This is a genomic window from Domibacillus aminovorans (genome assembly GCF_001643235.1).
In the GTDB taxonomy this organism is placed as follows: domain Bacteria; phylum Bacillota; class Bacilli; order Bacillales; family Domibacillaceae; genus Domibacillus; species Domibacillus aminovorans.
Genome location: NZ_LQWY01000036.1, coordinates 1 through 26,241, shown reverse-complemented (window position 1 = coordinate 26,241; position 26,241 = coordinate 1). Strand labels below are relative to the sequence as shown.

Sequence of the window (26,241 nt, the reverse complement as noted above, 5' to 3'; positions counted from 1 at the left end):
CTAATTCGCACGAAAAAAATAAAGGAAATTGGCTGTTCTTTGGAGAAAAAGGCTAATTAGCACATGAAATATTTGGAGGTGAAAACTTCATGATTTTCTTCCGCAAATTGTTTTTTAAAGCTGTTCATATGAGCAATTGGACATTATTTTTCTCCACGTCCACACTTATTTTGTTCAGCAGTTTTTTTATGTATTATGTCGAACCGGAAACATTTGTCTCACCATTTGAAGGATTATGGTGGACAATGACAACGGTCGTAACGGTTGGCTATGGGGATGTATTCCCGGCTACAGTACCTGGCAAACTATTTGCGATGTTTCTATATGTCATTGGCATCGGCTTGATGACGGTATTGATCGGCAAAGTTATTGACACATTGAGCGTGCGAAAACGGATGAAGGAGGAAGGCCGATTGCAAATTACACGCGAAAATCATATTTTACTTATTAACTGGACGAACCGGGCGCAGATTGCGTTAAACGAATTACTTGAATCTTTTCCTGACATTCGTGCTGTTATTATTGACGAAGTGACCGAAAAAACGCCTTTTCTACATGAACGTGTTGATTTCGTGAAAGGCGCACCGGCAGCAGAATCAACATTAATGCAGGCCAATTTATTACAAGCAAAATCGGTGATGATTTTTTCACCGGATGACGCACGCAACTCATCAGCTGCCGATGGATTAACGCTGCTCATTGCTTCCACACTGGAAGCAACGGCGAAAAAACATGATCAAAACATATATACGATCTGCGAAGTGGCTGATTCTAAACATATCAGCGCGTTTACTCATGCTAATGTAGAAGAATTTATTACACCGAATGATACAGCAGCCCATCTCGCTGCACGCTCCATGCTATTTAATGGTTCGAGCGAAATTATTCGTCAGCTGACATGCAACGACGGACATGATTTGTATCATATTCCGAAACAGTCGGACTGGACGACATATCGTGATGCGAAAAATGCACTCGCTAAAAAAGGTATCCTTCTCGTCGCGAATCATCAAGACTTATCTCTTATGTCCAAACTCGATGAACCAATTCCAAACGATGCCCGATTGTTTATTATTTGTGATGACGAAGCATATAGCCGCCTTTAAACCGATAAATCTTTTCGTTTATAAACGGCGTAGGCGACCAAAACGCATATGACGACAATACCGGCCATAAGACTAACATACAGCGGCTTGATAGCCGTATGTTCGATAATGTAAGCTGAATCCACGTATTCAAACGGCGTCACATATTTCAGCGGCTCGAATTTCTCTGCAATACTCTGTACGATATCGAAAAAGTACGAGAGAAGCACAATCGCCAGTGAAATCGATGTGACTGCCCGGCTTTTTCGCATAATCGCCGAGATCGCAAACGCGATCGCCGCAAACGTCAAATGAAGCAAGAATGGCGCAAGCGAGATCATGAAGAAGATCTTCATATCAATTGCTTCGTCCCCCGCATAGCGGAATCCGGCATAGTTGATTAAAGAAAGAACAATGTTGAACAAAAGTAAATTCGTGAAAACAGCGAGTGCTTTTTCTGCTACAATCCGTCCTCTACTGACCGGTTTTGACAGCAAAAACTCAACCGTTTTCTCGCTCTCCTCTTTTACGATCATGCTCCCCGCCATCATTGCCGCGTAAATACTGCCGAACAATGTGACAAACAAATATCCTTCAATCGCGTAAAATCCAAGTGGTGTATCAAAGCCAAGCGAGTCCATATTAAATGCTTTTAACATCGCTTCCGGATATAGTTTCATCATATCGTCTAGTTGCTCTTTATTCGCCGCAAACTGCGGATACACGCTCATAATTAAAAATGACATGCCACCGAGCGCAATGATCCAGATCCATAATGCTTTCTGTGCTTGTTTCACTTCACGCTTATAAATCATGATTCCACGCCGCCTTTCTCATAATAGTGAATAAACACTTCTTCAAGCGAAGGTTCTTCAATGAGAATGTCATCAAATGGCACAGTTTTCAATTGATCGAGCAGCGCCCGGCTTGATCCACTGTATAAAAAGCGGATGCCATGCGGGATTCGTTCTTTCTGCAACATTCCATCGATGTTCACATTTGCTTTGCTTGCATCATGAAAAAGTAGTGAGACATTTTTAAATTGATTTGTACGGATGTCTTCCATATTTTCAACTTTAATGAGACGCCCTTCTTTTATAATGGCCACACGGTCACATAATTTCTGCACTTCGCTTAAATAGTGAGAAGAAAAGAATATCGTCGCCCCCTTGTCTCTCGCTTCCCTGATCAGGTCAAAAAAGACGTTTTGCATAAGTGGATCAAGGCCCGAAGTTGGTTCATCTAAAATAAGCACCCTCGGATCGTGCAGCATCGCTTGAACAATGCCGACTTTTTTCCGGTTGCCGAATGACAAATCTTCAATTTTTCGGCTTGTGTCAAGCTCCAGCCTCTCAGCTAAATACGATGCGTTCCGGGCGCAGTCTTTTTTATAAAATCCGCCAGAATACGCAAATAACTCTTTCACTTTCATGTCTTCATAATAATGCACTTCAGATGGCAAATAACCGGTGAACTTCCGTATTTTCTGTGAGTCTTTCACAACATCACGCCCCATAATCATCGCACTTCCTTTTGTCGGATAAATCAAATTAAGCAGAGTCCGGATCGCTGTACTCTTTCCAGCGCCATTCGGTCCGATAAAACCGAAAATCTCTCCTTCCTCCACTGAAAATGTAACATCTTCAATTCCACGGTTTTTCCCGTAATATTTTGTAAGCCCGTTCAGTTCAATAATCGTCATATCTATCCTCCACTCTTTTCACCTTACAGCTTATCTATATTCGACAAAGAGCATAAATACCCTATCATTCTGTATGGCCTGCAAGCTATTTTGATCGAAACGAATGAATGATTCACTATGATGAAAATCAGTTAAAGCAAGTCTTCATTACTCTTTTCAAATGAATAGAAGAAGCTGCCCGAAATCAGTGAATAACTAACTTCGAGCAGCCTCTTCTTATCTTGCTGACTGTGGCAGCATTTCTTCAATTTTGCGCATTTTATGATCCCAGCATGCCGGACTTAAATCGACCGGATATTGCTCCGGATTAACAGGACGCTTATATTCATCCCAAAAAACATCCAAACCTTTTTTAACGTGCTGACGAATATCTTCAAGCGACGGTAGCTCATACACCCGTTTCCCATTGAGGAAAATATCTTCATGTAAATTGCGAGCCGTAAAGTTCGTTACAAATTTACTAATATACGTGTGTAGTGGATGAAACATTTTTAGTTTTTCTTCCTTTTGCGGATCTTCATTTTCTAACGCGATGTAATCGCCTTCTGCTCGGCCACTGGCGTTGTTAATGATGCGATAGACATTCTTTTTACCTGGTGTCGTCACTTTTTCTGGATTACCAGAAATTTTAATCGTATCGACCATTTCACCTTGCTTATTTTCAATTGAGACGAGTTTAAATACAGCGCCAAGCGCAGGCTGGTCAAATGCAGTAATGAGCTTCGTACCAATTCCCCAGCCGTCAATTTTTGCTCCTTGGGCGCCCAAACTCATAATCGTTTCTTCATCAAGATCATTGGATGCCATAATTTGCGTATCTGGGAATCCTGCCTCATCCAGCATTTCCCTTGCCTTTTTTGATAAATAGGCAAGGTCGCCACTGTCGAGCCGGATACCTTTAAAGTTAATTTTATTACCAAATTCTTTTGCTACACGGATCGCATTCGGTACACCAGAGCGCAGTGTATCATACGTATCAACGAGGAACACGCAATCGCGGTGTGTTTCGGCATATTTCGTAAATGCTACATATTCATCCTGATAGGCCTGTACCATTGCGTGAGCATGTGTCCCGGATACTGGAATCCCAAATAATTTACCCGCACGAACATTGCTCGTGCCAGCAAAGCCCGTAATATACGCAGCACGAGCTCCCCACACCGCGGCCTCTGTTTCATGCGCTCGTCTTGTGCCAAATTCACTCGCCGTTCCATTCCCTATCACTTGCATCATGCGAGATGCTTTTGTCGCAATAAGCGTTTGATAATTAATGACATTCAAAAGCAGCGTTTCAAGCAGTTGTGCCTGCGCAAGCGGTGCTTCAATGCGCATCATCGGTTCATTGCCAAATACAATTTCCCCTTCACGCATTGATCGGATCGTACCGGTGAATGTCATATTTCCTAAAAATTCAAGATAGTCTTCCTGATAACCTGTTGAACGTAAATAATTAATGTCGCTTTCTGTAAAACCAAACTGCTCAATTAACGATATTACTCGTTCAAGACCAGCAAACACCCCGTATCCATTACGGAAAGGCAGTTTCCGAAAATAAATATCAAATACGGAATTGCGGTCATGTATGCCGTCACGCCAGTACGTTTCCGCCATATTAATTTGATATAAATCTGTATGCAGCATTAAACTATCATCCATGTACGTTTTCATTCATTATTCCCCCTTTTTCGCTCCGAGCGTATTTGTAAAATGACCGAGTGCCCAAGTGTGGCCCGCTTCGTTAAATGAGGCAACGGCCTGTTCATGAATCACAATTTCGTATCCTTTGTTGTACGCATCAACTGCTGTATGCAAGAGGCAAATATCCGTGCAGACTCCGACAAGATGTACTTCCGTAATCCCTCTAGCACGCAACTTCATATTAAGATCGGTACCCGCAAAAGCTGAGTAGCGTGTTTTGTCCATATAATACACGTTGTCACGGTCTTGATTTTTCTCATACACATCTTGCAGCTTTCCATATAGGCTGCGCCCTGTTGTACCGCGAATGTTATGCGGGGGAAATAACGTTGTTTCTGGATGATACGGATCATTTTCATCATGAACGTCCACCGCAAAGACAACGTAATCCCCGTCTCCGACAAACTGTTCCGTCAGCCGGACAATTTCACCTTCCAACGCCTGGCCCGCTTCCCCGCACGTCAATTTCCCGTCTGGGGCAACAAAATCATATGTGTAATCAATATTGAGTAGCGCTCGTTTCATTTGAAACCCATCCCTTCATTTTTCACCCATAAATGGATTCGATCATATCAATTTTATTAAATGTGTAAAGACGTGACGGCCGGTACGAATGGCGCGTCGTTTTTTTCGGCTGTCCCGATTCGTCCAGCACCAATTCAATAAATGGCAGTTTCGGTGCTCTCGTGAAAAAGACCGGATCGGAGGCAATCTTCGGATCATTTGTTACCGTCAACAGCACCCGCTGCAATTCAGAGAGCGTAAACTCTTCTGGTAAAAAGTTCTTCGCCGTCGTTGTCCGGATCATTTCCGAACGGATCATGGTCAGTGCATCCGTAATAATATCGCGGTGATCAAACGCCAAATCCAGTTTCAATACGTCTTCGATGCTAAACAATTGAACGTCCGCTGCATCATCAGCGGCTCGCCGACTGGCAAGTGCTGATTCTGGTACAATGGCATAAAACGCATTCGAAATAATCCAACCGCGCGGGTCACGTCCTGGTGTATCATAGACACCAAAATGACGAATGTGAAGTCCTTCAACACCTGTTTCTTCCACTAACTCTCGGGCAGCAGCTTGTATTCCAGTTTCATCCAGCTGAATGAAGCCACCTGGAATCGCCCATTTGCCTCCTTCGAAATTCGGATTGCCTTCACTGTCTGTTTCAGCACGCTGAATGAGCATCATATGAAGCGTCATATCCGGCGGTGCTTTTTCTTCTTTTTTTTCGGACAGAATCGTGAAAACTGCAATATCCGCTGTATAACCGTCCGGTGTTCGATATTTTGAGGAATCGTAATCGTTCATTGGCTCTCTCCTACTAATTATTAATTTTATAATTACTAATTATATGCGAGGATAACTCTTTTTGCAAGTTGTTATTAAAAAACAGCTTCACTCAGCCGGTGTGTGATAATTATGATTTGTGTTCCCTTTCGAAAAATTCCTCAAATTGCTGTATTTTAACTTCTTCTCCGCCTGCTTTCAGTGCAGCCCTGGCCACTATCACTTCAACTACGCTAAGTACTAGCAACATAAAAATCCCCAACATATTTGCCACTCCCTCTTTTGTTTTTTAAACTGTAAAGTGTGAAACGCATTTCAGAGCAAGCACTTTTTTAAAAAAGAGGGATGACAATGGGAAATATTCACGATATTGCCCGGATCGCCGGGGTGTCAACTGCTACAGTTTCGCGCGTGTTGAATAACCATCCTTATGTAAGTGACGGAAAAAGACTGGCAGTACTCAACGCTGCCGAACAGCTTCACTACGAAAAAAATATTAATGCCGTTCATTTATCACGTGGAAAAACGGAGACAATCGGCGTCATTTTGCCATTTGTAAACCATCCTTACTTCGGAACCATTTTAAATGGCATAGCATCCGCTGCTGAAAAAAGCGGCTTTAAATTAATGATTGTGCAAACGAATTATGACATCGCTCAAGAAATTGATGCACTTAACATGCTGAAATTAAAGCAGGTAGACGGGATTATCATTACATCGCGGGAGTGTCCGATTGAACTAGTGGAAGACTACAGTGCATATGGGAATATCGTATTGTGCGAAGCTAGTTCCGGTGAACAGATGTCATCTGTTTTTGTAAATCAATATGAAGCGTTTAAAGAAGCTATTTCTTTTTTTATTGAAAGAGGGCATTCAAAAATTGGTTACACAGTCTTCCGATTGGACGGAAAAAGTAGTCAAGCTCGTAAAAAAGCGTATGAAGAAACGTTCGGGCATGTGCAAGATAAGTGGATTTTTGATCAAGCATTGACGATTGAAGATGGCACACGTGTTGCTGGTGAATGGGCAGCACTTGATGACCCTCCTCCTGCCATGCTGATCACGAATGATTTTGTTGCGGTAGGATTTATACTAGAGTGTAAGCGATTAGGCTTTAATGTGCCGGAAGACGTGGCCGTCGTTGGATTTGACAATCATGCTATCGCCGCACCGCTCGGCATCACGACGATAGAACTTCCCCTGAAGCAGCTCGGAATAATCGCTTTTCAACTAGCCATTTCAGAGGATACTGTTTCACATCGTGAAATAGCGTATAAATTAATCGAACGGGACAGTGTTTGAACGCGAGAATATTTTAGTAAGCATCGTCATATCACTCGAATGTGACTAAATTCCAATAAGCGTGAACAATAACGGCTTTTCAATCATGAAAAGGCTGCCGGAATTTCTTCCGGCAGCCTTCTTTACTTACCATTAAATTCAGCGGGCACTGGGCCTGTTCGCTCACCGCGGTCAAGAGCTGTAATTTGATCCATATCTCCCTGCGTCAATTCAAAGCCGAAGACATCGATGTTTTCTTCAATTCGTGATGGTGTCACGGATTTCGGAATGACAATTGATCCGTTTTGCAAATGCCAACGTAAAATAACCTGCGCTGGTGTTTTGCCGTGTTTTTTTGCAATCGACTGCACTGCTTCGTTTTCAAAAATAGCGCCGCCCCGCATAAGCGGACCCCATGATTCCACATATATATCGTTCTCTTGACAAAATGCTTTCAGCTCTTTTTGAACAAGGTACGGATGGCATTCAATCTGATTCAAAACGGGCTTCACTTCACACTCATTCAATAGGCGCTGCAAATGATCAATATTAAAATTACATACACCAATTGCTTTCACACGTCCGTCTGCGTATAATTTTTCAAGCGCTTTGTACGTATCTACATATGTATCTTCAGCTGGCATCGGCCAGTGAATCAAATACAAATCAAGATAATCAAGACCAAGCTTCTCCATGCTTTCATCAAAAGCTTTCAGCGTCTTCTCATAACCATGATCACTATTCCACACTTTTGTTGTAATGAATAACTCTTCACGCGGTACACCGCATTCCCGTACCGCCTTGCCTACACCACGTTCGTTTCCATAAAAGGCTGCCGTATCGATTGAACGGTAGCCTGCCTCAATGGCCTTCAAAACAGCTGGCGTCGCTTCCTCGTCTTCTACCTTATATACACCGTATCCAAGCTGTGGCATTTTAACTCCATTATTTAACGTAACAAATTGCATTTCCCCGCGTCCCTTCTATCATTTACTTTACATAGAAAGTATAGCACAGCATACGTTTTTCTTTCATTTATACTGTCTTACAAACCGATCCATGAGCCGAAAAATCCGGCTGCACATGTTAACATAATATAAAAAACCGCTTTTTTCATTTCCATTTTATCCGCTTCCAACATCCACGTTGAAAACGTCGTAAAGGCACCGAGGAAACCTGTCCCACATAGAAGCAGCCTGTTCCCTTCTATCCCGCTCCCAATCAGCAGACCAAACAAAAAGGCACCACTGACATTCACAAACAACGTTCCATACGGAAATGATCCTTTATTCAAATGATTTCCAAGCCAAAAACGTGCGATTGCCCCGAAAAAACCACCTATCGCAACGAAAATCATATCAGGCGCCCCTTTCTATCACCGAGCCGCACAAAAACGAGTCCACCTATAATACTTAAAAAAAGATACAGCCATCCTTCGAATATGTTGCCAGATTCAAACAATGCAATCGTTTCAATACTAAATGCAGAAAACGTTGTAAAAGAACCAATCACACCTGTTGTGATCGCTTTTTGTACATCCGTTGATACTACACCGCTTAGTTTGAACGAGAGAAATGGCAATAAAAAACAGCCTATGTAATTAGCTAAAAGTGTCGCAACCGGAAATGAGCCGCTCCACCATAAAACCGTTAATATGCTGACGCTATACCGCAAAACCGCTCCGATCATGCCGCCGATCCCGATGAGTATATATATGTTCACACGAAAGCCTTCTTTCTATCAATAAGTCTCTTTTATCATTATTTTTGGTAGCCGTTTTGTCAAGAAGCGCGCGGACTTTCGTGAAATCACAAAAAAAGACTGGCTTTTATTATGTTTCTCCGGTCTCTTTCTCGCTTTACATTTTGTTCTTTGGTTCGGTTCTCTGAAGCTGACAACGGTCGCAAGTTCGACCATCATTTTGACCCTGCAGCCGGTTATATCTCTTATCGGAGGCTTTTTTCTGTTTAAGGAACGTACAACGGCCGCTGCCTTTATGACGATGGGCATCGCCATCATTGGTACTGTTATGATCGGATGGGACGATTTCGGCTTAAGCAGTGAAGCGATTTCAGGAGATATTTTATCCTTTTTAAGTGTCATTGTAGTTGTCGGTTACTTATTAATCGGCCAAAACATCGTCCGTAAAGTATCGCACTGGATTTATAGTTTTTGTGTGTTTGCCTTTGCATCGATTTTTTTAATTGCATATAACCTGGGGACAGGAGTTGCTTTTGGCGGCCATAACACGCGGGAATGGGGCATTTTTCTATTGCTCGCCATCGTCCCGACAGTGGCTCATGTCATTAATAACTGGCTACTAAACTACGTCGATGCGACAACCATTTCAATGAGCATTCTTGGGGAACCTGTAGGCGCAACATTGCTTGCTGTTCTCCTGCTCGGCGTCTTTTTCTTTTTAATACAGCAAAAGCAAAGAACATACAAAAAAGCGGGTGGATAAATCTCCCGCTTTTTTCAAGCACGGCGGCGGAACGGTTTCTCCACCGGCAAACTTCTTTCTCTTTGTCGTAACAACAGCCAGATAATAATGCTTAAACTGAACGCGAGCAACTCTAGTGAGACGATATACCACGGATAGGGGCCGAGCAGATCAAGCAAGCTTGTACTTTTAGGCTTATGGCTTAGGTACAAATAATTGCCGCCTGTGAGCCAGTTCACGATCATCACAAACGGCATCAATATGTTTAAAAACAACATCGTTTTACCAACAGAATAAATGGATGGTCTATATCCCTTTATCCACGTAAAATAAAGCGGGATGCAGAAAATAAGCAGATGCGTCATAAAAAAATGAAAAAAGCGAAAATGTGGAAAGTCATAATTTAAGTACGGCGTAAAAAGCGCCTGCGATGCACCGAGCAATCCTGTAAACAGCAAAATTTCATACACTAGTTTCTTTTCACTAATTAATAAAATAATAGCTAGGAACAAGCTAATGCTGCACAGTTCCAGTGGAATAGCATGGCTGAGCTGCCAGTTGCCATTCACTATCATCCAGACGTGATACATCATTTCAAGCAATAACAAGAAAACAGCTGTCCCTATTTCAGCTTTTCTCCATTGTGATGACTTCAGCCGTTCTTTAAAAATATAGAGACAACCGACAATTATTATTAAAATGGCTAGCACAGTAAAATGACTCGCTGAAAACATATTGAAGTCATACTCTTCATAACTTCCCCCAAACCAGCTCATTCCCAAACCCCTTTCTGCCGGCTCATAATAAAATAAGCGGCCAGTATGGTTACCTTTCTATTTCCACAATGATGAACAAAATACACGATCGTCATTTTCCAATTCCATTCCAAGTGTACCATATAAGAATCGGCCTGGAAGAGTTTTTCTTATTCCTTTTATACTTACGTTTTCGTTTGAAGGATAATACAAAAACTTCCCTAGGAAATAATGCTTTCCAGAGAATCTTTCTACATTTAAAACCACTTTAAATAATCCCGTCCTTTTATATGTTACTTTTTATAACATTAATTTTAAAAATGTTCAGAAAACTATTGACTAATCTTTACTCCCCACATATCATAAGTACATGTTATAAAACATAACATAATTTAGTTATCAAAAATAACGTTCAGGGAGATGTTAAAAATGGATGATATGTTGTATTTAATGAACAGTCTGTGGGTTATGCTTAGTGCCATTTTAGTTATTTTTATGGCTGCCGGGTTCATTATGCTGGAGGCGGGGTCAACACGCATGAAAAATGCCGGACATATTGCCGGTAAAACTGTTTTCACATTCGGTCTTGCCTGCCTCGTTTTCTGGGCTGTCGGATTTGCTTTCATCTTCGGAGATAACGCAAACTTTTTCATCGGATTATCGAACTTCTTTTATTCCGGTTATGAACTTGAAGATATGAATTTATCATCCCCCGTCTTCTTCTTATTCCAGATGGCATTCGCAGGGATCGCGGTCACAATTGCGCTCGGCGGTTTCGCGGAACGTGCAAAGCTCTCTGTCTACGTCCTCTTCACAATTTTATTTTCAGCACTCGTTTATCCAGTTGTCGCTCACTGGATCTGGGGCGGCGGTTGGTTGGCTGAGCACGGCAAACAAGATTTTGCTGGCTCGACCGTCGTACATTTAACAGGTGCAATGGCTGCACTTGCCGCAACGATTTTGCTTAAACCACGTATTGGCCGTTTTAATAAAGACGGTTCTGCTAATGCAATTCACGGTCACAATCAGGTCTTCACATCACTTGGCGTCCTTATTCTCTGGTTTGGCTGGTTCGGTTTTAACGCAGGCAGCACATTATCAGTCGATGGCGGTTTTTTCGGATACGTTGCACTGAACACGAACCTCGCGGCGGGTGCCGCTGCTGTTTCAGCATTGATTATTTCATGGGTTGTTCTTGGCAAGTCCGATATTCCAACCATTTTAAACGGCGCACTAGCAGGACTTGTTTCGATTACCGCGTCATGTGCATTCGTTGACACATGGGCAGCGGTCGTTATCGGTTTAATCGCCGGTGTACTCGTATTCTACAGTGCACGTTTGATCGAAAAAATGGGCATTGATGATCCCATTTTCGCCCTTTCTGTTCATGGTATTCCTGGTATTTGGGGTACATTATCCACTGGTTTCTTCGCTACACCAGAACTTGCAACGGTCGGTCGGCCTGGGCTTTTCTACGGCGGTGGTTTCACACAGCTCGGTGTACAGGCAATGGGCGTATTCGTCAGCGGCGCTTTCGCTTTCGCAGCGTCATTCATTATTCTTTTCGCCATCAAGAAAGCACTTGGCGGACTCCGAGTTTCAGAAGAAGAGGAAATTATGGGCCTTGATATGAGTGAACACGGCAGCTACGGCTATCCAGAAGTATTTGCTGATCATACAAATCAAACTATATCAGGAGAAAAATAATATAATTCATGCGCAAAGCGGCTCCGCTTTGCGTATTATTAGTTAAAAAGGATGTGTTTAGGTATGACGACGCGTGCCCACACATACGCAGACATCCGCCTTGCAAAAGACTCAAGCATGGAGCAATACCTTCATTCAACACAGCGGTTAAATGCATTTCACGATGCGATTATGATGAAGGTATTTTTAACGGCCTTACAAAAGCATGAAGAAACAAACGGTGCTCCGCCTTGCCTATTCACATTATTTTTACTCGGCAGTGCTGGTCGGTGTGAACAAGGAACACTCAGCGATCAAGATCACGGCATGATATATGAACTTCATACAAATGATGCGGCGGATTATTTTCTCACTCTCGGCCAAACGTTTTCAGATGGTTTATATGAGGTAGGCTATCCGTACTGCGAAGGCAAAGTCATGAGTTCGAACCCAGTCTGGTGCCGATCGATTGAAGGATGGGAAACGCAGATTCATTCATGGATCGAAGAGGAAACACTTGATACGATTCGCTCGCTTCATATGATATGCGATGCGCGGGTGCTCTACGGGGAGAAAACATATATTTCTTCATTTAAAAAACAAATTTCAACATTGTTACAAAACGATCGGTATTTATTGAAACGTTTTTTCGAAAACATTCAATATATGAAAAAATCCGTTGGGCTGTTCGGACAGATTTTCACTGAACAAAACGGTCAACATACAGGTGCACTCAATTTAAAACAGGCGGCATTTTTCCCGTATGTCAATGCGATCCGCGTGCTAGCTGTCAAAGAAGGAATCGAATCTTCCTCGACATTGATGAGAATGAAAGCATTAAAACAAATTTCTGCACATGCAAGCCGGATAGACGAATGTGAAGAGGCGTACCGGATGCTACTGGACTTTCGACTTCGTGCGCTCAAAAATGCATCCGATTATGACAGCTCTCATTACATTCATATCGACACGCTCGGACCGATCCGAAAAAAAGAACTGCGTCACATTTTAAAAACGGCAGAGGCACTTCATCATTACGTGCAGCGATTTGTAGAAAAAGGATGATCAACCATGGGCTTTAACGATTTTATGAAAAATTTGAGCGGCAACCGATTTACCGGTTTACAGGGCGGCCGGCAGGATATAGCATTTATGCGTAGCTTACAGCGGGATTTGCGAACGAAGGAGACGACTTCGATTCCACTTGATGAATTGCAAGTGATTGTCTTTGATCTGGAAACAACCGGCTTTCACCCCGATAAAGGTGATCAAATCTTGTCCATTGGTGCCGTGAAAGTGACCGGCTGTCAAGTAGAAGATGAATACTATTCGCCCGTTCGTTACGAAAAGATTCTTCCTCCTTCTATTAAAGAACTAACCGGTCTTGATGAAGCAGAATTAAAAAATGCACCAGAGCCGGCTAATGCGCTTGAACAATTTTTCAAATTTAGCGGAGCGTCTCCGCTCGTTGCCCATCATGCAAGCCATGAAAAAGCGTTTATGCAGTACGCAAGCCGAAAATACTTTCGCACCCCTTTTTCTCACCGGCTCATCGACACGTCATTCATGTACCGTATTGCTGAACCGGATAACCCATATGTCCGGCTGGAAGACTGCTGTACACATAATCAAATTACCGTCACTGGACGCCACCATGCACTTGGTGATGCCCGGCTCACCGCCGCTTTATGGGCTGTCTATATTGATAAGCTACAAAAATTAGGAATCAATACATTGTCACAAGTATACGAAAGACTCGCCGCGATTCGATGAGCGGTGAGTCTTTTTCATTATTTTTCCTGCTCTATGAATCTTTTCTTTCTAAACAATCGTAACATCTTGTATAAGGAGGCGACTTCTATTGAAAAAACAACTCGCGTTTTTCGTTCTTTTTCTCTTTTTATTTGCACCATCTGTTCACGCCCGCTCTTATTCTATGGATGAAGTTAACATTCGAACCTGGATTCAACCTGACGGAGACGTACTTGTAAATGAAATTTTCCATTACACATTTAATGGAGATTATGAACGGGTTAGGCGCTCCATTCATAAAGTGGGACACGACGGCGTGGAATATTTTGAAGCATACGAATTAACGAATACGAGTGCAGAGCCTGGCTTTGTCAGCCAAAATGATTTGCGTGCTTTGCCTGTGGAACAGGAGGACAACACATTTTATGCAGCACTTCCCACAGCAAACACATCGAAATCAGTATTTTACATTTATGAACTTAAAAACGCCGTTCACTCGTACGATACATACAGCGATCTCACCATTCCTTTTTTCGGAACAGATGGGAATCACGATGAAACATTGGAAAACGTCACGATTGATATCGTCTTTCCTGAAGAAATAGAGCCCTCTCAATATTATGCATTTTTTCACGATCGGCTCGGGATGGTAGAAGAAAAAGGATCAGAAGTCGTCCGCTTTACAACGCCCGCTTCCATGCTTTATTCGCTGACCGAAGTTCGTGTTTTATTTCCTTCGTCCATGATGACCGGACAAACAAAAAGGGCCGAACCGATGACGATTACAGAAGCGGTCGACGCGGAAAACACACTCGCCCAATCTTTTTATAAAAAGGAAGAGCAAAAAGACAACCTCGAGATACTATTGATGGTATTATCCGCAGCTGTTTTTGCGGGAGCAATCGCTGTCATGTTCGTAAGGTTTCATGGTGGGCGCAGTGATTCATCATCGCTGATCCATCATGACCCTCTTTATTTGTATATGATTGATCGAGCTGGGAAAACGGATCATTATGCCTTTTTAGCTGGACTTTATTCACTTGTTGAAAAAGGATTCGCATCTGTGCAGGTAAGCCGGACGCACGGCCGTTTTTATAAAGATCCGGATTCCCCGAACAACACGCTGCATTTCACATTGACGGGAGATCGAAAGCGATTGTCTGACTGCGAAAAGAAGCTGGTCATGATTTTTTTCAAAAGACGCAACACCTTCACTGTCCATGATTTAGCCGGTGCAACGAAAAATGAAAAAACGCGAAATACGACTCTTCGCAATTACCAGAAAAAAGTGCAGACATTTAAACAGCGCGAACAAGAATGGGTGGATAATGTCATTGATGAGATGAAAGAAGACGGCGTCATGAGTGATCGGCTGCCGCGGTTTTTAAAAGGATGGGTACTGCTGGCTGTATTCGGGTTAATGTTATACACATATGTGATTGATTCATTAGAAATGTCTACGATGATTGTATATGGAACTATCGGACTGGTGCTCATGATAACTATTTGGCGGAAGCCAAAAAAACGCTGGCCTGCACCCATTTTCTTTACAGGTTCCGCCCTTGGGGCTGCTATGCTGTACGATGTAGATGCAGCATTGTGGCTCGTACTGTTTATATTGCTCAGTGCCGTCTTGTATTTCTTAACACCACGCTTCTTGTTATCAAGCGAAGCCGCTGTTGTGAAAGCAGACAGCAGGCAGTTCCGAATACAACGGAATATGCCGAACAGTGACATTGAAAAATGGACAGTACGGTCACTAATTCTGCGGGCAAAAAAACCGGTATCGCATAAAATGCTGGATACGGAACTCGCAGCTGTTGCGCCACTTACGTTTTTAATCCTATCAGATGAAGAACCTGTTCGTTACGTTTCAGAAACTTGGAAATGGAGCATACCGCGAGGAAGCAGTTCTTCCTCCTCGGACAGCGGAGGCGACTTCTTTGGAGATAGCGGTAGTGGTGGGGACAGCGGAGGTGGAGATGGCGGAGGCGGAGACTGATCCCCTCCGAACAAGGAGCTATCCTAAATGTCAATGAATAACTAACTAGGAACAACCCTATTTTTGCTTTAAAACATATTCTAGTATTTTTACAATGAATTCATCGCGAAAATAAAGCTTTTTCGGGCGCAATCATTGATTATTTCCATTAGAAAAGGGGCTTATGATACAGCCCCTTTTTTATGTAGATACACCCGGCATGACAATGTGTTTTTTCATACTACGATTTACAACCGAGATAATTCGGCCAAGCGTCAACGCAATGATGACTGTGCCAATGCCAACTGGTCCACCCAGTAAAAATCCGATCGCGACACCTGTCAATTCAATCAAAATTCTCGCTGTGCTAAGACTCCAGCCAAACGTATTGCTAAGCGCGAGCATCAATCCATCAAGCGGTGTTTTCGGCAGTTCTGCTTCAACATAAATACCGATACCAAGTCCGACTGCAAAAACACCTAACGCAAATGTCATCCATTGTATCACAGGGGATGAAGTAAAATTTATATCATTTAAGATGACATAAAACCAGAGATCGAGAAACCAGCTCCGCAGCATAATCGCCAAGATCGATTCGAACTGAAATCTCGCCCGCTCGATAATGGCCGTAATGAGCACAACACACCCTTGTGCAATAATCGACCACATGCCAATCGTCAATCCGAAATGAAGTTTTAATCCAACCGCCACAGCATCCCACGGACCCGCCCCTACATCAGAATGAACAACAAGCGCAATTCCTAGTGCAGTGATGATTAAACCTACAAAGTAAACCGTTATTCTTTTCCCCACTATAAATACCTCTTCCTAACAAGCATTTATCTTTTTATTGTAAATCTTTGGCCTCCTTTTAAGTTCTTCGCCGGCACAGTAAAAAGTATGATGCAATAGCTGCCAGATGACACGATACCATAATCATCCCCATCGGGAGCGGTGTTCCGCCACCAGCAATGCCGACAAGCGGTGCAACCGTGGCACCGAAAATGTATGGCATTAAACCGAGCAGTGCAGACGCAGCACCAGCCGTTTTTTCTTTTCCTTGCATCGCCAGAGAAAAACATGCTGTCGCTACAACACCAACGCTTGCGACAGAGAAAAATAACGGAATTAATACAGCTATTAAATGAGCTTTCATAAGAAGCATTAAAAACATCATACTGCTTCCGCCAAGTGCCATCGATAAACCAAATACGAGCAGCACGGATTCTTTCACTTTCCCCGCGAGGCGCCCAGTTACTTGCGATGCAATAATAATTCCGACACCATTTGCTGCAAAACATAAACTGAACTCTTGCGGCGACAAGCCGAAATAGTCTTGCAGAACAAACGGTGAACCTGAAATGTACGCGAACATTCCTCCCATGACAAACCCTTGGGCCAGACAATAACCCATAAATACTTTATCAACGAGCAATGTTTTAAATGTCACAAGCGTATTTTTTAATCCGCCCGCTGATTTCCGGTCGTCCCGAAGCGTTTCCGGCATCCCAAAAAAGACAGCCATGACCATAATGATACCAATGGCCGCAAGCACACCGAAAATGCCGTGCCACGAAACAAATTCCAATAGCTGTCCGCCGACAACCGGTGCGGCAATTGGTGCAACACCGTTAATTAACATTAAAAGCGCAAAAAACTTTGTCAATTCCGGCCCATCATACATATCACGTACAACTGCACGTGCGATAACGATTCCAGCTGCAGCAGACGCACCCTGCACGAACCGCATCGCAATTAATCCCCAGATCGACGGCACAATCATACATAACATAGACGCAATCGCGAATACGACGAGGCCTGCTAGAAGTGGCTTCCGTCTCCCCTGCACATCACTGAGCGGCCCCATCACAAGCTGACCCGCTGCAAGACCGATTAAAAAAGCAGTCAAACTAAGCTGGGCTATCGACGCTGTCGTCTGCAAATCATTTGCTAAAATCGGCAATGACGGCAAATACATATCAATCGACAATGGACCGAACGCTGACAACGAACCGAGCAGCAGTGCCATCCATACGCGTTTCGAACGGCTGTGTACTTGCTGCTTTTCCAAAACAGACTCTCTCACATTTTTCCCCTACCAATCTATTTATCTGGTTTTTCCATCATACAGCATTTGAAGATAGAAGAAAATGCCTGTTTCCAAAGTACAACTAGCACACCATGGAGACAGACATCTTATATTATTCTTTACCTTCCAACTGAAACGCTCATAAAATCCTCCCTAATTGCTGCTCCTTCGTCGTTAGTCTGTTTTAAACACTTTATTGTAATCTGTTGCCTCAATGAGTGCTTTTTCTTCGACCTTAATCCGGATTGATAGTACCATCATGTTCAGCACTGAAAAGATAATGGCTGTATAGTACGCTTGAAACAGAAGTGGCAAAACAAGAATTTCAGCAGCAACAATGGTATAATTCGGGTGCCGGATCCACTGGTAAGGTCCCCGCTTTACAACGTGCGCACCTGGTAAAATAATAATTTTCGTATTCCAGAAACGGCCAAGAGAAGCGAGACTCCACACTCTGCCAGCCTGCGCAAGTAAGAACAGGGACATCCATACCGGCCACCAATCGCTTATGGATCTTTCCAATAAGATCACTTCAGCTGCTAAGCTAATGAAAAAGCCTACATGAAGAGAAACAATCAACGGATAATGCCCCCCACCAACTTCATAGGCTCCCCGTTCACGCATCCACTTTTCATTTCGTTTTGCAACAACAAGTTCGACAAAACGCTGCAGACACACTACAGTGATTACGAATAAGAACAGTGTCATGTTTCCTTCCCCCATTCCAGAAGAACTAATTCTCCGCAAAATCCCGGTCCAAGTGCTGCCATCAATCCATAATCCCCTTTCCTCACCTCATCTAACATAAAGCGTTCAAGCACATATAAAACAGTTGGTGAAGACATGTTACCGAATTCAGACAGTACGTCCCAAGCGTGTACTGTTTTCTCTTTTGTTAGATGAAGTGTATCCTCATACGCATCGAGCACTTTTTTGCCGCCTGGATGGGCAACAAAATGCTCGATTTTATCGATAGAAAGATTCTGCTTTTGTAAAAACGTCTCGACAAACCCACCGAGCCAACTGCGAATGATCGACGGGATATCACGTGAAAAAATAACATGAAGACCGCTGTCTTTCATATCCCATCCCATCACATCTTCCGAATCAGGCATCAGTTTTGATTCTGTACGCAAAATGGATGGCGTAAGCCACTTTGTCTTCACATCCGCGGCATCACCGGCGATGAGTACACAGGCAACACCGTCCGCGAACAATGATGTGCCAATCAGATTACTTTTGGAACGATCGTTTCGTTGAAAAGTTAAGCTGCATAATTCGACCGAAAGAACGAGCACTTTCGCTTTTGGAAACGCCAGGCAGTATTCATGCGCACGGCTGACACCCGCTGCCCCTCCCGCACAGCCAAGACCCCAGATGGGAATCCTCTTTGTATCCGCTGAAAATGGCAGCCGGTTCATAATTCTTGCTTCAATCCCGGGTGTTGCCATACCGGAGCTGGAGATGAAGAAAATAGCATCGATCTCTCCAAAGGACACTGGTTTTTGTAAAAAACGATCGTCTTTTAAACAGCTCTCCACTGCTTTTACTCCATATTGTGTCGCTAATTTAATATATAAATCATTCCGTTCCTTTAGACTATGTTCATGACGAAACCATTCAAGAGGCATAGATAAATGGCGCTTCTTAATTTGGCCGTTTTGAAAGACAGGCAGCAGTCGTTCGATATCTTGAAAGTCTTCTTGAAACAATTCCCGTACAAAGTCCATCACCTTCCCCTGCATAAGTTCATGCGGTGGATGAAACGTGCTGACCGAGACAATTTTCGGCATACGAAATCCCCCTTTTCTTTTTTTACTAGTTTGCCCTGTTTTTTTCCAATTATTCAATCATTATATTAACATTCGTATTCAGTAGAGGATCAATGCGAGCGTATCAGCAAGAAAAATATTACGTTCTCTTCTCTGTTTGTCCACATTATTCCACTGTACTGATTTCCCAGTCAAATTCTCTCTATTTCAAAAACTCATTTTCTATTGCCAAACAGAAAATGATTTCTACATTATATTACTGTTAAGATACAAAACCTTTTAATGATTGTTCAATACAAAAAGCACCTTCAAAAGAATTCTTTTGAAGGTGCCTCTGCACTTATAAAACATCTTTCATTATTTTCCGGTAGTAGCCAATCGTAAACGCCGCGAAAATAGCATAAATAGCTGCGTATACGATAAAAGCAACTGTTGCCGGCAATAAAATGCTTGCCGAAAATAAGAAAGATGAAGCTGATTTAATCGCAAAAATGCCGTGCAGAATACCGATTGCGAGCGGTAATCCGAAAATAAACAGCTGCTTCCATATGATGCTATTCATCATATCTGGAATGGAAAAACCGAGCTGACGTAGTGTGCGGAACGTCTGTCTTTCCTGTTCGGCTTCTGTCATCTGACGGAAATAAAGAATGCTGCCTGTTGTTAACAGGAAGACAAGACCGAGAAAACCGGTAATGAAGACCATCAGTCCATTCGCTTCAAATTGCTGTGCCAGCATATCATAGTAAACAACCCGCTGTTCCTTTTCCGGCACTACTTTTTTATAAATGGCTGTCGCTTCTTTACTGTCTTCTTCTTGCCCAAGTGTGAACACCAGGTATGGTACTTCTTGTGCACCTGACGCTAATTTTTCATACGTGGTACGGTCAACTGCCAGCTGATAAAAGCTTGTATCGGTATTCATTGCAAGTTTTTCTTCGACTTCTTTAATCGTAATATCCAGCTCATTGTTCGGCATTTTAAGTGTGACATCATATCCGACATTCGATCCAAACATGTCACTATTGGCAAATGAATCAAATAAAACAGCACCGCCTGTCGGATCTACAATTGTCATCCCTGCCTGCTCAAGTGAATCATTTGAAAAAACAGATGCTTTTAAATCAGCCCAATAAGCGCTCGCCTGACTAGGCAACTTTGCTACATCGACAGGAAGTTCCACAGAGGCGAGTTCTTTCTGTTCAAAAGAGATGCCGGCTGCGGTTAATTCTTTTTCAAATGAAGAAGCGAATTCTGCTTGATTTTGAAAAGCAAAATCGTATGGAAACATGCCGCGCGTCGAATTTTCAACAGAGTAATAAAGGGAATACGCGACACCGATCATGCCTAGTGTCATGGCAGACAACGTTGTAATAAGCGTCAATGAACGCGCATTGCTTTTCATCCGATGCATAATCGCTGCAGTGGAAAGCGTATCACGAAACGCCAAGTGGCCATCTTTTCGTTTTCTCCATAAATGGAGAAGCCATCCGACCGTTGCGCGGAAAAAGAAAAATGTACCGAAAATCGTCGCAGCGAGCACGATAAAGGCATTCAAAATAAAATAGCTGTTCACCATACGCCCTGAATACCAGTAGCCAAATACAATCAACACAATGCCGAGCACACCAAATAGCAACTGACTAATTTTACCTGGTTGTTTTGACAATTCGGTTGTCCGCCTTGCTGTAAACAAATCAATCAATGTGCTTTTATACACAACCCGCAATGATTGAAGAGATGTCACGGCCACGAGAATAATAAAAACGATAGCTGTTTGCATAATCGCTGGAATGGAAATCGATAATTCTATAAATGCTTCTTTTCCCATCAGCTTGACGAGCAAAAGCAAAAATCCACGCGAAACGACGATACCTGTCGCAATCCCGACTAAAAGCGCGCCTATGCCAAGCAACATATTTTCGATCATAAGCATGCGGGCAACTCCGCCTCTTGTCAGCCCAATCAACTGATATATACCAATTTCATTGCTGCGCCGTTTTAAGAAAATTGAATTGGCGTACAAAACAAACACCGCAACAATTGCCAACAACAAATACGCAGCCACTTTAAAAGACTGATCTAAGCGAAGCGACAACTCCGCTCCTTTTATGACCGACTCATCATGCTGCAGCGTCGCAAACACAAAATACAGCATAACGCTAAAAATAAACGAGAAGAAGTACAAATAATAATGCTTAATATTTTTCCGCATGCTGCGCCGGACGAGATCAAACAGTGTCATAGCCGTCACCCCCGAGCGCACTTTGCACACTCATAATGTCCCCGAAGAAATCTTTCCGCTCTTTATCGCCGCGATATAATTCCGTATACAATTGCCCATCTTTTAAAAATACCACTCGGCTGCAATAGCTTGATGCGACCGGATCATGGGTAACCATCATAATCGTCACATTCCGTTCCCGGTTAATTCCTTCCAGATTACCAAGAAGCGATGACGCTGACTTCGAATCAAGTGCACCAGTCGGCTCATCCGCGAAAACAAGCGATGGATTGTTAATAAGCGCCCGCGCTGCCGATGTCCGCTGCTTTTGGCCGCCGGAAATTTCATTCGGGTATTTATCCGACAGTTCCGTAATGCCAAGCGCTTTCGCAATATCAACGAACATCCGTTCTGACTCCATTCGATTTTGCTTTCCGAGCGACAGTGGCAATAAAATATTTTCTTTCACCGTTAACGTATCCAACAAATTATAATCTTGAAAAATAAAACCGAGTTTCTCACGGCGAAAATTGGATAAATCACGGTCTTTCATACGTGCAATGTCCGAGCCGCCGATTTCGATCACACCTTCTGTCGGCCGATCAATCGATGCCAGCACGTTTAAGAGTGTCGTTTTCCCGGCACCCGACGGCCCCATAATGCCGACAAATTCTCCCGCTCGTACGTTGAGATCAATGCCTTTTAACACTTGATACACCTGATTTCTCGATCCAAATGATTTTCGCACCTGTTTTGCCTCTAAAATGTTCATCTTGTGCCTCCCTGTTTTTTTCTATTTTCATCGTATACCGCGACTGTACTCCCAGTCGTTCGATTCACATGACAAAACAGGGAGTGAATGTTACATTTTTGTCACTTCGTCGAAAGGATTTCTTGGGAAATAGGTAATCGTCACAGTCGTCCCCTTTTTAGATTCAATGTGAATACGGTGACCTAATTTTTCCGCGACCACAGCCGCCAAATACAGCCCGAGTCCGGTCGCCGCATTCGATTTCCGGCCCGCATCACCGGTAAACCCTTTTTCAAACACTCTTGGCAAATCAGCAGGATTGATTCCGCGGCCTTCATCTGTGATGCGAAGCGAGATCTGCCCGTCTTTGTTGTTCACACCTTCGATATGAATCGTTCCGTCAACCAGGCTGTATTTCACTGCATTCGAGAGAACTTGCCTGATTAAAAAACGACACCACTTCGGGTCAGTTGTGACGATTTTATCCACACCAATTAAATTAATTTCAATATTTTTTTCGATGCACCATTTTGCGAGATCCTGTATTTCCGGCACGACCATCGACTGCAGTGCAACGTCTTTTATCATAAAATCCCGCTGCAATTCCGCCAAGCGGGCCACGTGCAACTGTTGATCGACGAGTGCATGAATGCGGATCCATTGATCAAGTACATCATCTAGATCCGGCTTCTCTTCCAGAATTAATTTCATCGCCGTCAGCGGTGTCTTTACTTCGTGCACCCAGGACGTGACGTAATCAAGATGATCCGCCTGCTCCGCTTTCAATTGGGACAGCTGTGTCTGTAAGGAGCGGGATGCATGGAGAATGGCTTCCCGTGCAATATCTTCCACTCCCGAATGGGCTTCCGGTACTGCTTCATTCCAGTCGCGTACCTCATGCGTCTGCATCGTTATTAACGAGCGGAAAAAGGCCATTTCGACTATATAGCGCCATGTCAAAAAAAGAAAAAACAACATTAGCTGGAACCCATTCCAGTACACGAGTGATTCCGTTTCAATGACAATCCCATCATCAAGCAAAATAAGAGCATCTCCTGCCGCAACCCATAAGATAAAAAAGAAAATCCAGCTCATCCGATCCTTTAAAAACAGCTTAATCATGACAGAGTCACAGCCATATAGCCCTGCCCTTTTTTCGTGACAATCGATCCTTCCAACCCAATGCCCACCAGCTTTTGCCGCAATCTCGTTACGTTCACCGTCAGCGTATTGTCATTGACAAACTGTGCATCATCCCAAAGTTTCTTGATTACTGTTTCTCTTGAAACAATGCTGTCACGCGAATCGAGGAGCACCGTTAAAATAAACAATTCATTTTTCGTTAAATCCACCTCTTCTCCATCATGACGGATCATTCCTTTTTTCAAATCAATCACCGCCCCGTTCCACTGCAGCGCATCCGCCGGCTCATCACCATATGCATATACTCGTCGGAGCAGCGCCTGCACTTTCGCGACAAGCACATCCATATGAAACGGCTTCTGTATGTAATCATCCGCACCCATTTGCATCGCCATCACCATGTCCATCGGATGATCCCTCGATGACAAAAACAGAACCGGAACCGTCGACACCGCCCGAATTTCCCGGCACCAATGAAAGCCATCAAAAGCAGGCAGCTGTATGTCTACAATAACCAAATGCGGTTCTTCCTTTAAAAACGTCGCCATCACATCATGAAAAGACACCGGCAACACTGTCTGAAACGACCATTGTCCAAACCGTATCTCCATCTGTCGGGCAATCGCCAGATCATCCTCAATGATCATAATCTTCATCTCCATCGCGCCCATCACCCTTCTATTTATGAGATTATCTTATCATAAGTTTTTCTTAGAAAAGAAAAAAGCCCACAAGGAAATTTCGCCAGCCCATGCTAGGACATCTATATCTAATCCCATACCTTATACATTGATTGTTACTTTCCATATCTTAAAATCGTATATTGTATATTGTATAAGTCATTTGTCATACAAGGTTAATCGAATGATCAAAGGAAAACATTTTTTCCTGAAAAGTTATTTACCTTAACCAAATTGAATAACCTTCTAAGTGATAATTTTTTAAGGAGGAATTGCAGTGGGGTATTATTTAAGAGTAGAACCAGATGTAAATATTTATGTAGAAGATGTGAATCGGGAAAGTGAGAAAACAATCTTATTTATACACGGCTGGCCAGCAAACCATAAGCTGTTTGAATACCAGTTTAATCACTTGCCTTCTCTCGGCTATCGCTGCATCGGCATGGATTTGAGAGGATTCGGCAACTCGGACAAACCATCGAGCGGCTACTCCTACGATCGGCTAGCCGATGATGTGCGGGCAGTGGTGGATGAACTTCATTTACAAAACTTCACGCTCGCAGGTCACTCTGTAGGTGGAGCGATTTCCGTGCGATATATGACACGTCATAACGGGTATGGGGTGTCTAAACTTGCCTTAATCGCAGCTGCAGCGCCCAGCTTGACGATACGCCCTGATTTTCCTTACGGACTTCCAAAAGAAGCGGTCACGAACATCATTCAGAATACGTACATTGACCGTCCTAAAATGCTTCAAGACTTTGAAGGCGAATTTTTCTTCCTGCATATAACGCAGCCCTTCTCCCAATGGTTCCTCCAAATGGGATTACAGGCAGCTGGCTGGTCTACCGCAGCAGTTGCCACTTCGTTTAGAGACGAAAGCTTATTCTCTGATCTTAGACAAATACGTGTTCCAACGATCATTCTTCACGGTGTTCATGACAAGGTTTGTTTGTACCCACTTGCTGTAGCGCAAAATAAAGAAATTAAAAATTCCAAGCTTGTTCCGTTCGAAAATAGCGGTCACGGTTTGATGTGGGAAGAACGTGAAAAATTGAATCGAGAATTAACACAATTTATAGGATAAGGATGGGATCCTAAGCGTACCAATTTACTGTATGAATGTAATTTCCTATGCAAAAAGAAATTCCAATGATTGCATTTCTTAAACAAAAGCTAACTTTTGCATATTTCCAATTACTATATTTGCTGCTTTGAAAAAAAGAAAGTAGCAATCACTCCTGAACAAAGAACCACCAATAAAAATTGGTGGCTCTGCCACTTACTTGGTACTCCTAAGGTAACACAATAAAACAAGTATTATTGTGTTACTGTTATTTTACTCTTTTTATATTATCCCATAATTCATAAGGATGTTCAGAATCTGTAGTATTCTCTATTTGCCTAATCGGTAAGGATTGCTTTTCAATAGGGAGCGCCATTTGCTCATATAGATGGGCTGTAGATAACCCGAATTCCGTAGCTTGTTCATTAGAATAAGCAAAATAAACAGCCTTCACTCCTGACAAGTGTATGGCACTTAAGCACATAGGACAAGGTTGACCACTCGCATATAATTCACATCCTGTAAGCTGTGCTGTCTGCAAGTATTGAGAAGCTTTGCGAATAGCTTGGATCTCAGCATGAGCAGTAGGATCATGGGTTTCTAAGATATCATTAACACCTGTTGCAATGACTTCCCCATGCTTTACAATTACTGCTCCAAAGGGTCTTCCATGTTTTATCTTTACGTTTTCTCTTGCTAAGTCTATTGCTTGTTTCATAAATTTACTTATTTCCATTATAGTTACACCTCTAATTTTTAATTAAAAAAAAGAAGAACAGCTGTCGCTGTTCTTCTCGTTGCCTGGCGGCGTCCTGCTCTCACAGGGGGAAACCCCCAACTAC

General features: G+C 43.0%; 27 protein-coding genes. 8 read left to right on the top strand and 19 right to left on the bottom strand.

Features of this window, described 5'->3' with window-relative positions; genetic code table 11:
* Positions 1-89 precede the first annotated feature (89 nt).
* On the top strand, positions 90-1,106 hold the full coding sequence (locus AWH49_RS12465) for a potassium channel family protein (protein ID WP_063965989.1): 1,017 nt from the start codon (positions 90-92) through the stop codon (positions 1,104-1,106).
* On the opposite strand, the gene AWH49_RS12460 is transcribed toward AWH49_RS12465, so the two are convergent.
* The 6 genes from AWH49_RS12460 to AWH49_RS20995 form a co-directional block, all read right to left on the bottom strand.
* On the bottom strand, positions 1,103-1,900 hold the full coding sequence (locus AWH49_RS12460; RefSeq protein WP_063965988.1) for an ABC transporter permease subunit: 798 nt from the start codon (positions 1,898-1,900) through the stop codon (positions 1,103-1,105). The two genes, AWH49_RS12465 and AWH49_RS12460, sit on opposite strands and share 4 nt — an antisense overlap.
* The gene (locus AWH49_RS12455) at positions 1,897-2,787 is read right to left on the bottom strand and encodes an ABC transporter ATP-binding protein (protein WP_063965987.1); all 891 of its coding nucleotides are present in this window, start codon (positions 2,785-2,787) and stop codon (positions 1,897-1,899) included. The genes AWH49_RS12460 and AWH49_RS12455 overlap by 4 nt, the downstream gene beginning before the upstream one ends.
* Positions 2,788-3,003: 216 nt before the next feature.
* Positions 3,004-4,455, bottom strand: coding sequence for a nicotinate phosphoribosyltransferase (locus AWH49_RS12450; protein WP_063965986.1), 1,452 nt, complete (start codon positions 4,453-4,455; stop codon positions 3,004-3,006).
* Between the two features lie 3 nt (positions 4,456-4,458).
* On the bottom strand, positions 4,459-5,010 hold the full coding sequence (locus tag AWH49_RS12445; protein ID WP_063965985.1) for a cysteine hydrolase family protein: 552 nt from the start codon (positions 5,008-5,010) through the stop codon (positions 4,459-4,461).
* A 22-nt stretch (positions 5,011-5,032) separates the two neighbouring features.
* Positions 5,033-5,797 (bottom strand): NUDIX domain-containing protein, encoded by a 765-nt coding sequence (locus AWH49_RS12440; RefSeq protein WP_082862823.1) that lies wholly within the window; start codon positions 5,795-5,797, stop codon positions 5,033-5,035.
* Positions 5,798-5,906: 109 nt separating this feature from the next.
* Positions 5,907-6,041 carry a hypothetical protein gene (locus tag AWH49_RS20995; protein WP_269765889.1) on the bottom strand — a complete coding sequence of 45 codons (135 nt, stop codon included), beginning with the start codon at positions 6,039-6,041 and terminating at the stop codon, positions 5,907-5,909.
* Positions 6,042-6,127: 86 nt separating this feature from the next.
* Here AWH49_RS20995 and AWH49_RS12435 point away from each other — a divergent pair, with 86 nt between their 5' ends.
* On the top strand, positions 6,128-7,078 hold the full coding sequence (locus tag AWH49_RS12435) for a LacI family DNA-binding transcriptional regulator (protein ID WP_063965983.1): 951 nt from the start codon (positions 6,128-6,130) through the stop codon (positions 7,076-7,078).
* A gap of 122 nt (positions 7,079-7,200) precedes the next feature.
* On the opposite strand, the gene AWH49_RS12430 is transcribed toward AWH49_RS12435, so the two are convergent.
* The 3 genes from AWH49_RS12430 to crcB all read right to left on the bottom strand — a co-directional run bounded on the left by AWH49_RS12430 (position 7,201) and on the right by crcB (position 8,779).
* Positions 7,201-8,025: an aldo/keto reductase gene (locus tag AWH49_RS12430; protein ID WP_063965982.1), complete on the bottom strand. Its 825-nt coding sequence runs from the start codon at positions 8,023-8,025 to the stop codon at positions 7,201-7,203.
* Between the two features lie 77 nt (positions 8,026-8,102).
* On the bottom strand, positions 8,103-8,414 hold the full coding sequence (locus AWH49_RS12425; protein WP_063965981.1) for a fluoride efflux transporter FluC: 312 nt from the start codon (positions 8,412-8,414) through the stop codon (positions 8,103-8,105).
* The gene (gene crcB / locus AWH49_RS12420; RefSeq protein ID WP_094777173.1) at positions 8,411-8,779 is read right to left on the bottom strand and encodes a fluoride efflux transporter CrcB; all 369 of its coding nucleotides are present in this window, start codon (positions 8,777-8,779) and stop codon (positions 8,411-8,413) included. The genes AWH49_RS12425 and crcB overlap by 4 nt, the downstream gene beginning before the upstream one ends.
* Before the next feature lie 34 nt (positions 8,780-8,813).
* Between crcB and AWH49_RS12415 the strand changes: the two genes are divergently transcribed.
* On the top strand, positions 8,814-9,521 hold the full coding sequence (locus tag AWH49_RS12415) for a DMT family transporter (protein ID WP_425305711.1): 708 nt from the start codon (positions 8,814-8,816) through the stop codon (positions 9,519-9,521).
* A gap of 14 nt (positions 9,522-9,535) precedes the next feature.
* Here the strand turns inward: AWH49_RS12415 and AWH49_RS12410 are convergent, their stop codons facing one another.
* Complete coding sequence (locus AWH49_RS12410; protein WP_063965980.1) at positions 9,536-10,276, bottom strand: YwaF family protein; 741 nt, start codon at positions 10,274-10,276, stop codon at positions 9,536-9,538.
* Between the two features lie 408 nt (positions 10,277-10,684).
* On the opposite strand from AWH49_RS12410, the gene AWH49_RS12405 reads away from it, so the two are divergent.
* The 4 genes from AWH49_RS12405 to AWH49_RS12390 all read left to right on the top strand — a co-directional run bounded on the left by AWH49_RS12405 (position 10,685) and on the right by AWH49_RS12390 (position 15,695).
* Positions 10,685-11,962, top strand: a complete 1,278-nt coding sequence (locus AWH49_RS12405) for an ammonium transporter (protein WP_063965979.1) — start codon at positions 10,685-10,687, stop codon at positions 11,960-11,962.
* A gap of 63 nt (positions 11,963-12,025) precedes the next feature.
* The gene (locus AWH49_RS12400; RefSeq protein ID WP_063965978.1) at positions 12,026-13,006 is read left to right on the top strand and encodes a DUF294 nucleotidyltransferase-like domain-containing protein; all 981 of its coding nucleotides are present in this window, start codon (positions 12,026-12,028) and stop codon (positions 13,004-13,006) included.
* 6 nt (positions 13,007-13,012) lie between these two features.
* Positions 13,013-13,714 carry an exonuclease domain-containing protein gene (locus AWH49_RS12395; protein ID WP_063965977.1) on the top strand — a complete coding sequence of 234 codons (702 nt, stop codon included), beginning with the start codon at positions 13,013-13,015 and terminating at the stop codon, positions 13,712-13,714.
* An 88-nt stretch (positions 13,715-13,802) separates the two neighbouring features.
* Positions 13,803-15,695: a DUF2207 domain-containing protein gene (locus tag AWH49_RS12390; RefSeq protein ID WP_063965976.1), complete on the top strand. Its 1,893-nt coding sequence runs from the start codon at positions 13,803-13,805 to the stop codon at positions 15,693-15,695.
* Between the two features lie 180 nt (positions 15,696-15,875).
* Here the strand turns inward: AWH49_RS12390 and AWH49_RS12385 are convergent, their stop codons facing one another.
* The 8 genes from AWH49_RS12385 to AWH49_RS12350 all read right to left on the bottom strand — a co-directional run bounded on the left by AWH49_RS12385 (position 15,876) and on the right by AWH49_RS12350 (position 24,315).
* Entirely contained in the window at positions 15,876-16,487 is a 612-nt protein-coding gene (locus AWH49_RS12385; RefSeq protein WP_063965975.1) for a YczE/YyaS/YitT family protein, read from the bottom strand.
* A gap of 58 nt (positions 16,488-16,545) precedes the next feature.
* Entirely contained in the window at positions 16,546-17,703 is a 1,158-nt protein-coding gene (locus tag AWH49_RS12380; protein ID WP_244886841.1) for a multidrug effflux MFS transporter, read from the bottom strand.
* A 234-nt stretch (positions 17,704-17,937) separates the two neighbouring features.
* Positions 17,938-18,471, bottom strand: a complete 534-nt coding sequence (locus tag AWH49_RS12375; RefSeq protein WP_063965973.1) for an isoprenylcysteine carboxyl methyltransferase family protein — start codon at positions 18,469-18,471, stop codon at positions 17,938-17,940.
* Entirely contained in the window at positions 18,468-19,556 is a 1,089-nt protein-coding gene (locus tag AWH49_RS12370) for a type III polyketide synthase (RefSeq protein WP_063965972.1), read from the bottom strand. The genes AWH49_RS12375 and AWH49_RS12370 overlap by 4 nt, the downstream gene beginning before the upstream one ends.
* Before the next feature lie 319 nt (positions 19,557-19,875).
* A complete protein-coding gene (locus AWH49_RS12365; protein ID WP_063965971.1) occupies positions 19,876-21,780 on the bottom strand; it encodes an ABC transporter permease in 1,905 nt (634 codons plus the stop codon).
* A complete protein-coding gene (locus AWH49_RS12360) occupies positions 21,767-22,531 on the bottom strand; it encodes an ABC transporter ATP-binding protein (RefSeq protein WP_063965970.1) in 765 nt (254 codons plus the stop codon). Before AWH49_RS12360 ends, AWH49_RS12365 begins: the two co-directional genes overlap by 14 nt.
* A 90-nt stretch (positions 22,532-22,621) precedes the next feature.
* On the bottom strand, positions 22,622-23,632 hold the full coding sequence (locus AWH49_RS12355; RefSeq protein WP_063965969.1) for a sensor histidine kinase: 1,011 nt from the start codon (positions 23,630-23,632) through the stop codon (positions 22,622-22,624).
* The gene (locus AWH49_RS12350; protein WP_082862829.1) at positions 23,629-24,315 is read right to left on the bottom strand and encodes a response regulator transcription factor; all 687 of its coding nucleotides are present in this window, start codon (positions 24,313-24,315) and stop codon (positions 23,629-23,631) included. Before AWH49_RS12350 ends, AWH49_RS12355 begins: the two co-directional genes overlap by 4 nt.
* Positions 24,316-24,610: 295 nt before the next feature.
* Here AWH49_RS12350 and AWH49_RS12345 point away from each other — a divergent pair, with 295 nt between their 5' ends.
* Positions 24,611-25,420 (top strand): alpha/beta fold hydrolase, encoded by an 810-nt coding sequence (locus AWH49_RS12345; RefSeq protein WP_063965968.1) that lies wholly within the window; start codon positions 24,611-24,613, stop codon positions 25,418-25,420.
* Between the two features lie 247 nt (positions 25,421-25,667).
* Here AWH49_RS12345 and AWH49_RS12340 read toward each other — a convergent pair whose 3' ends face one another.
* Positions 25,668-26,135, bottom strand: a complete 468-nt coding sequence (locus tag AWH49_RS12340; protein ID WP_082862820.1) for a nucleoside deaminase — start codon at positions 26,133-26,135, stop codon at positions 25,668-25,670.
* Positions 26,136-26,241 lie beyond the last annotated feature (106 nt).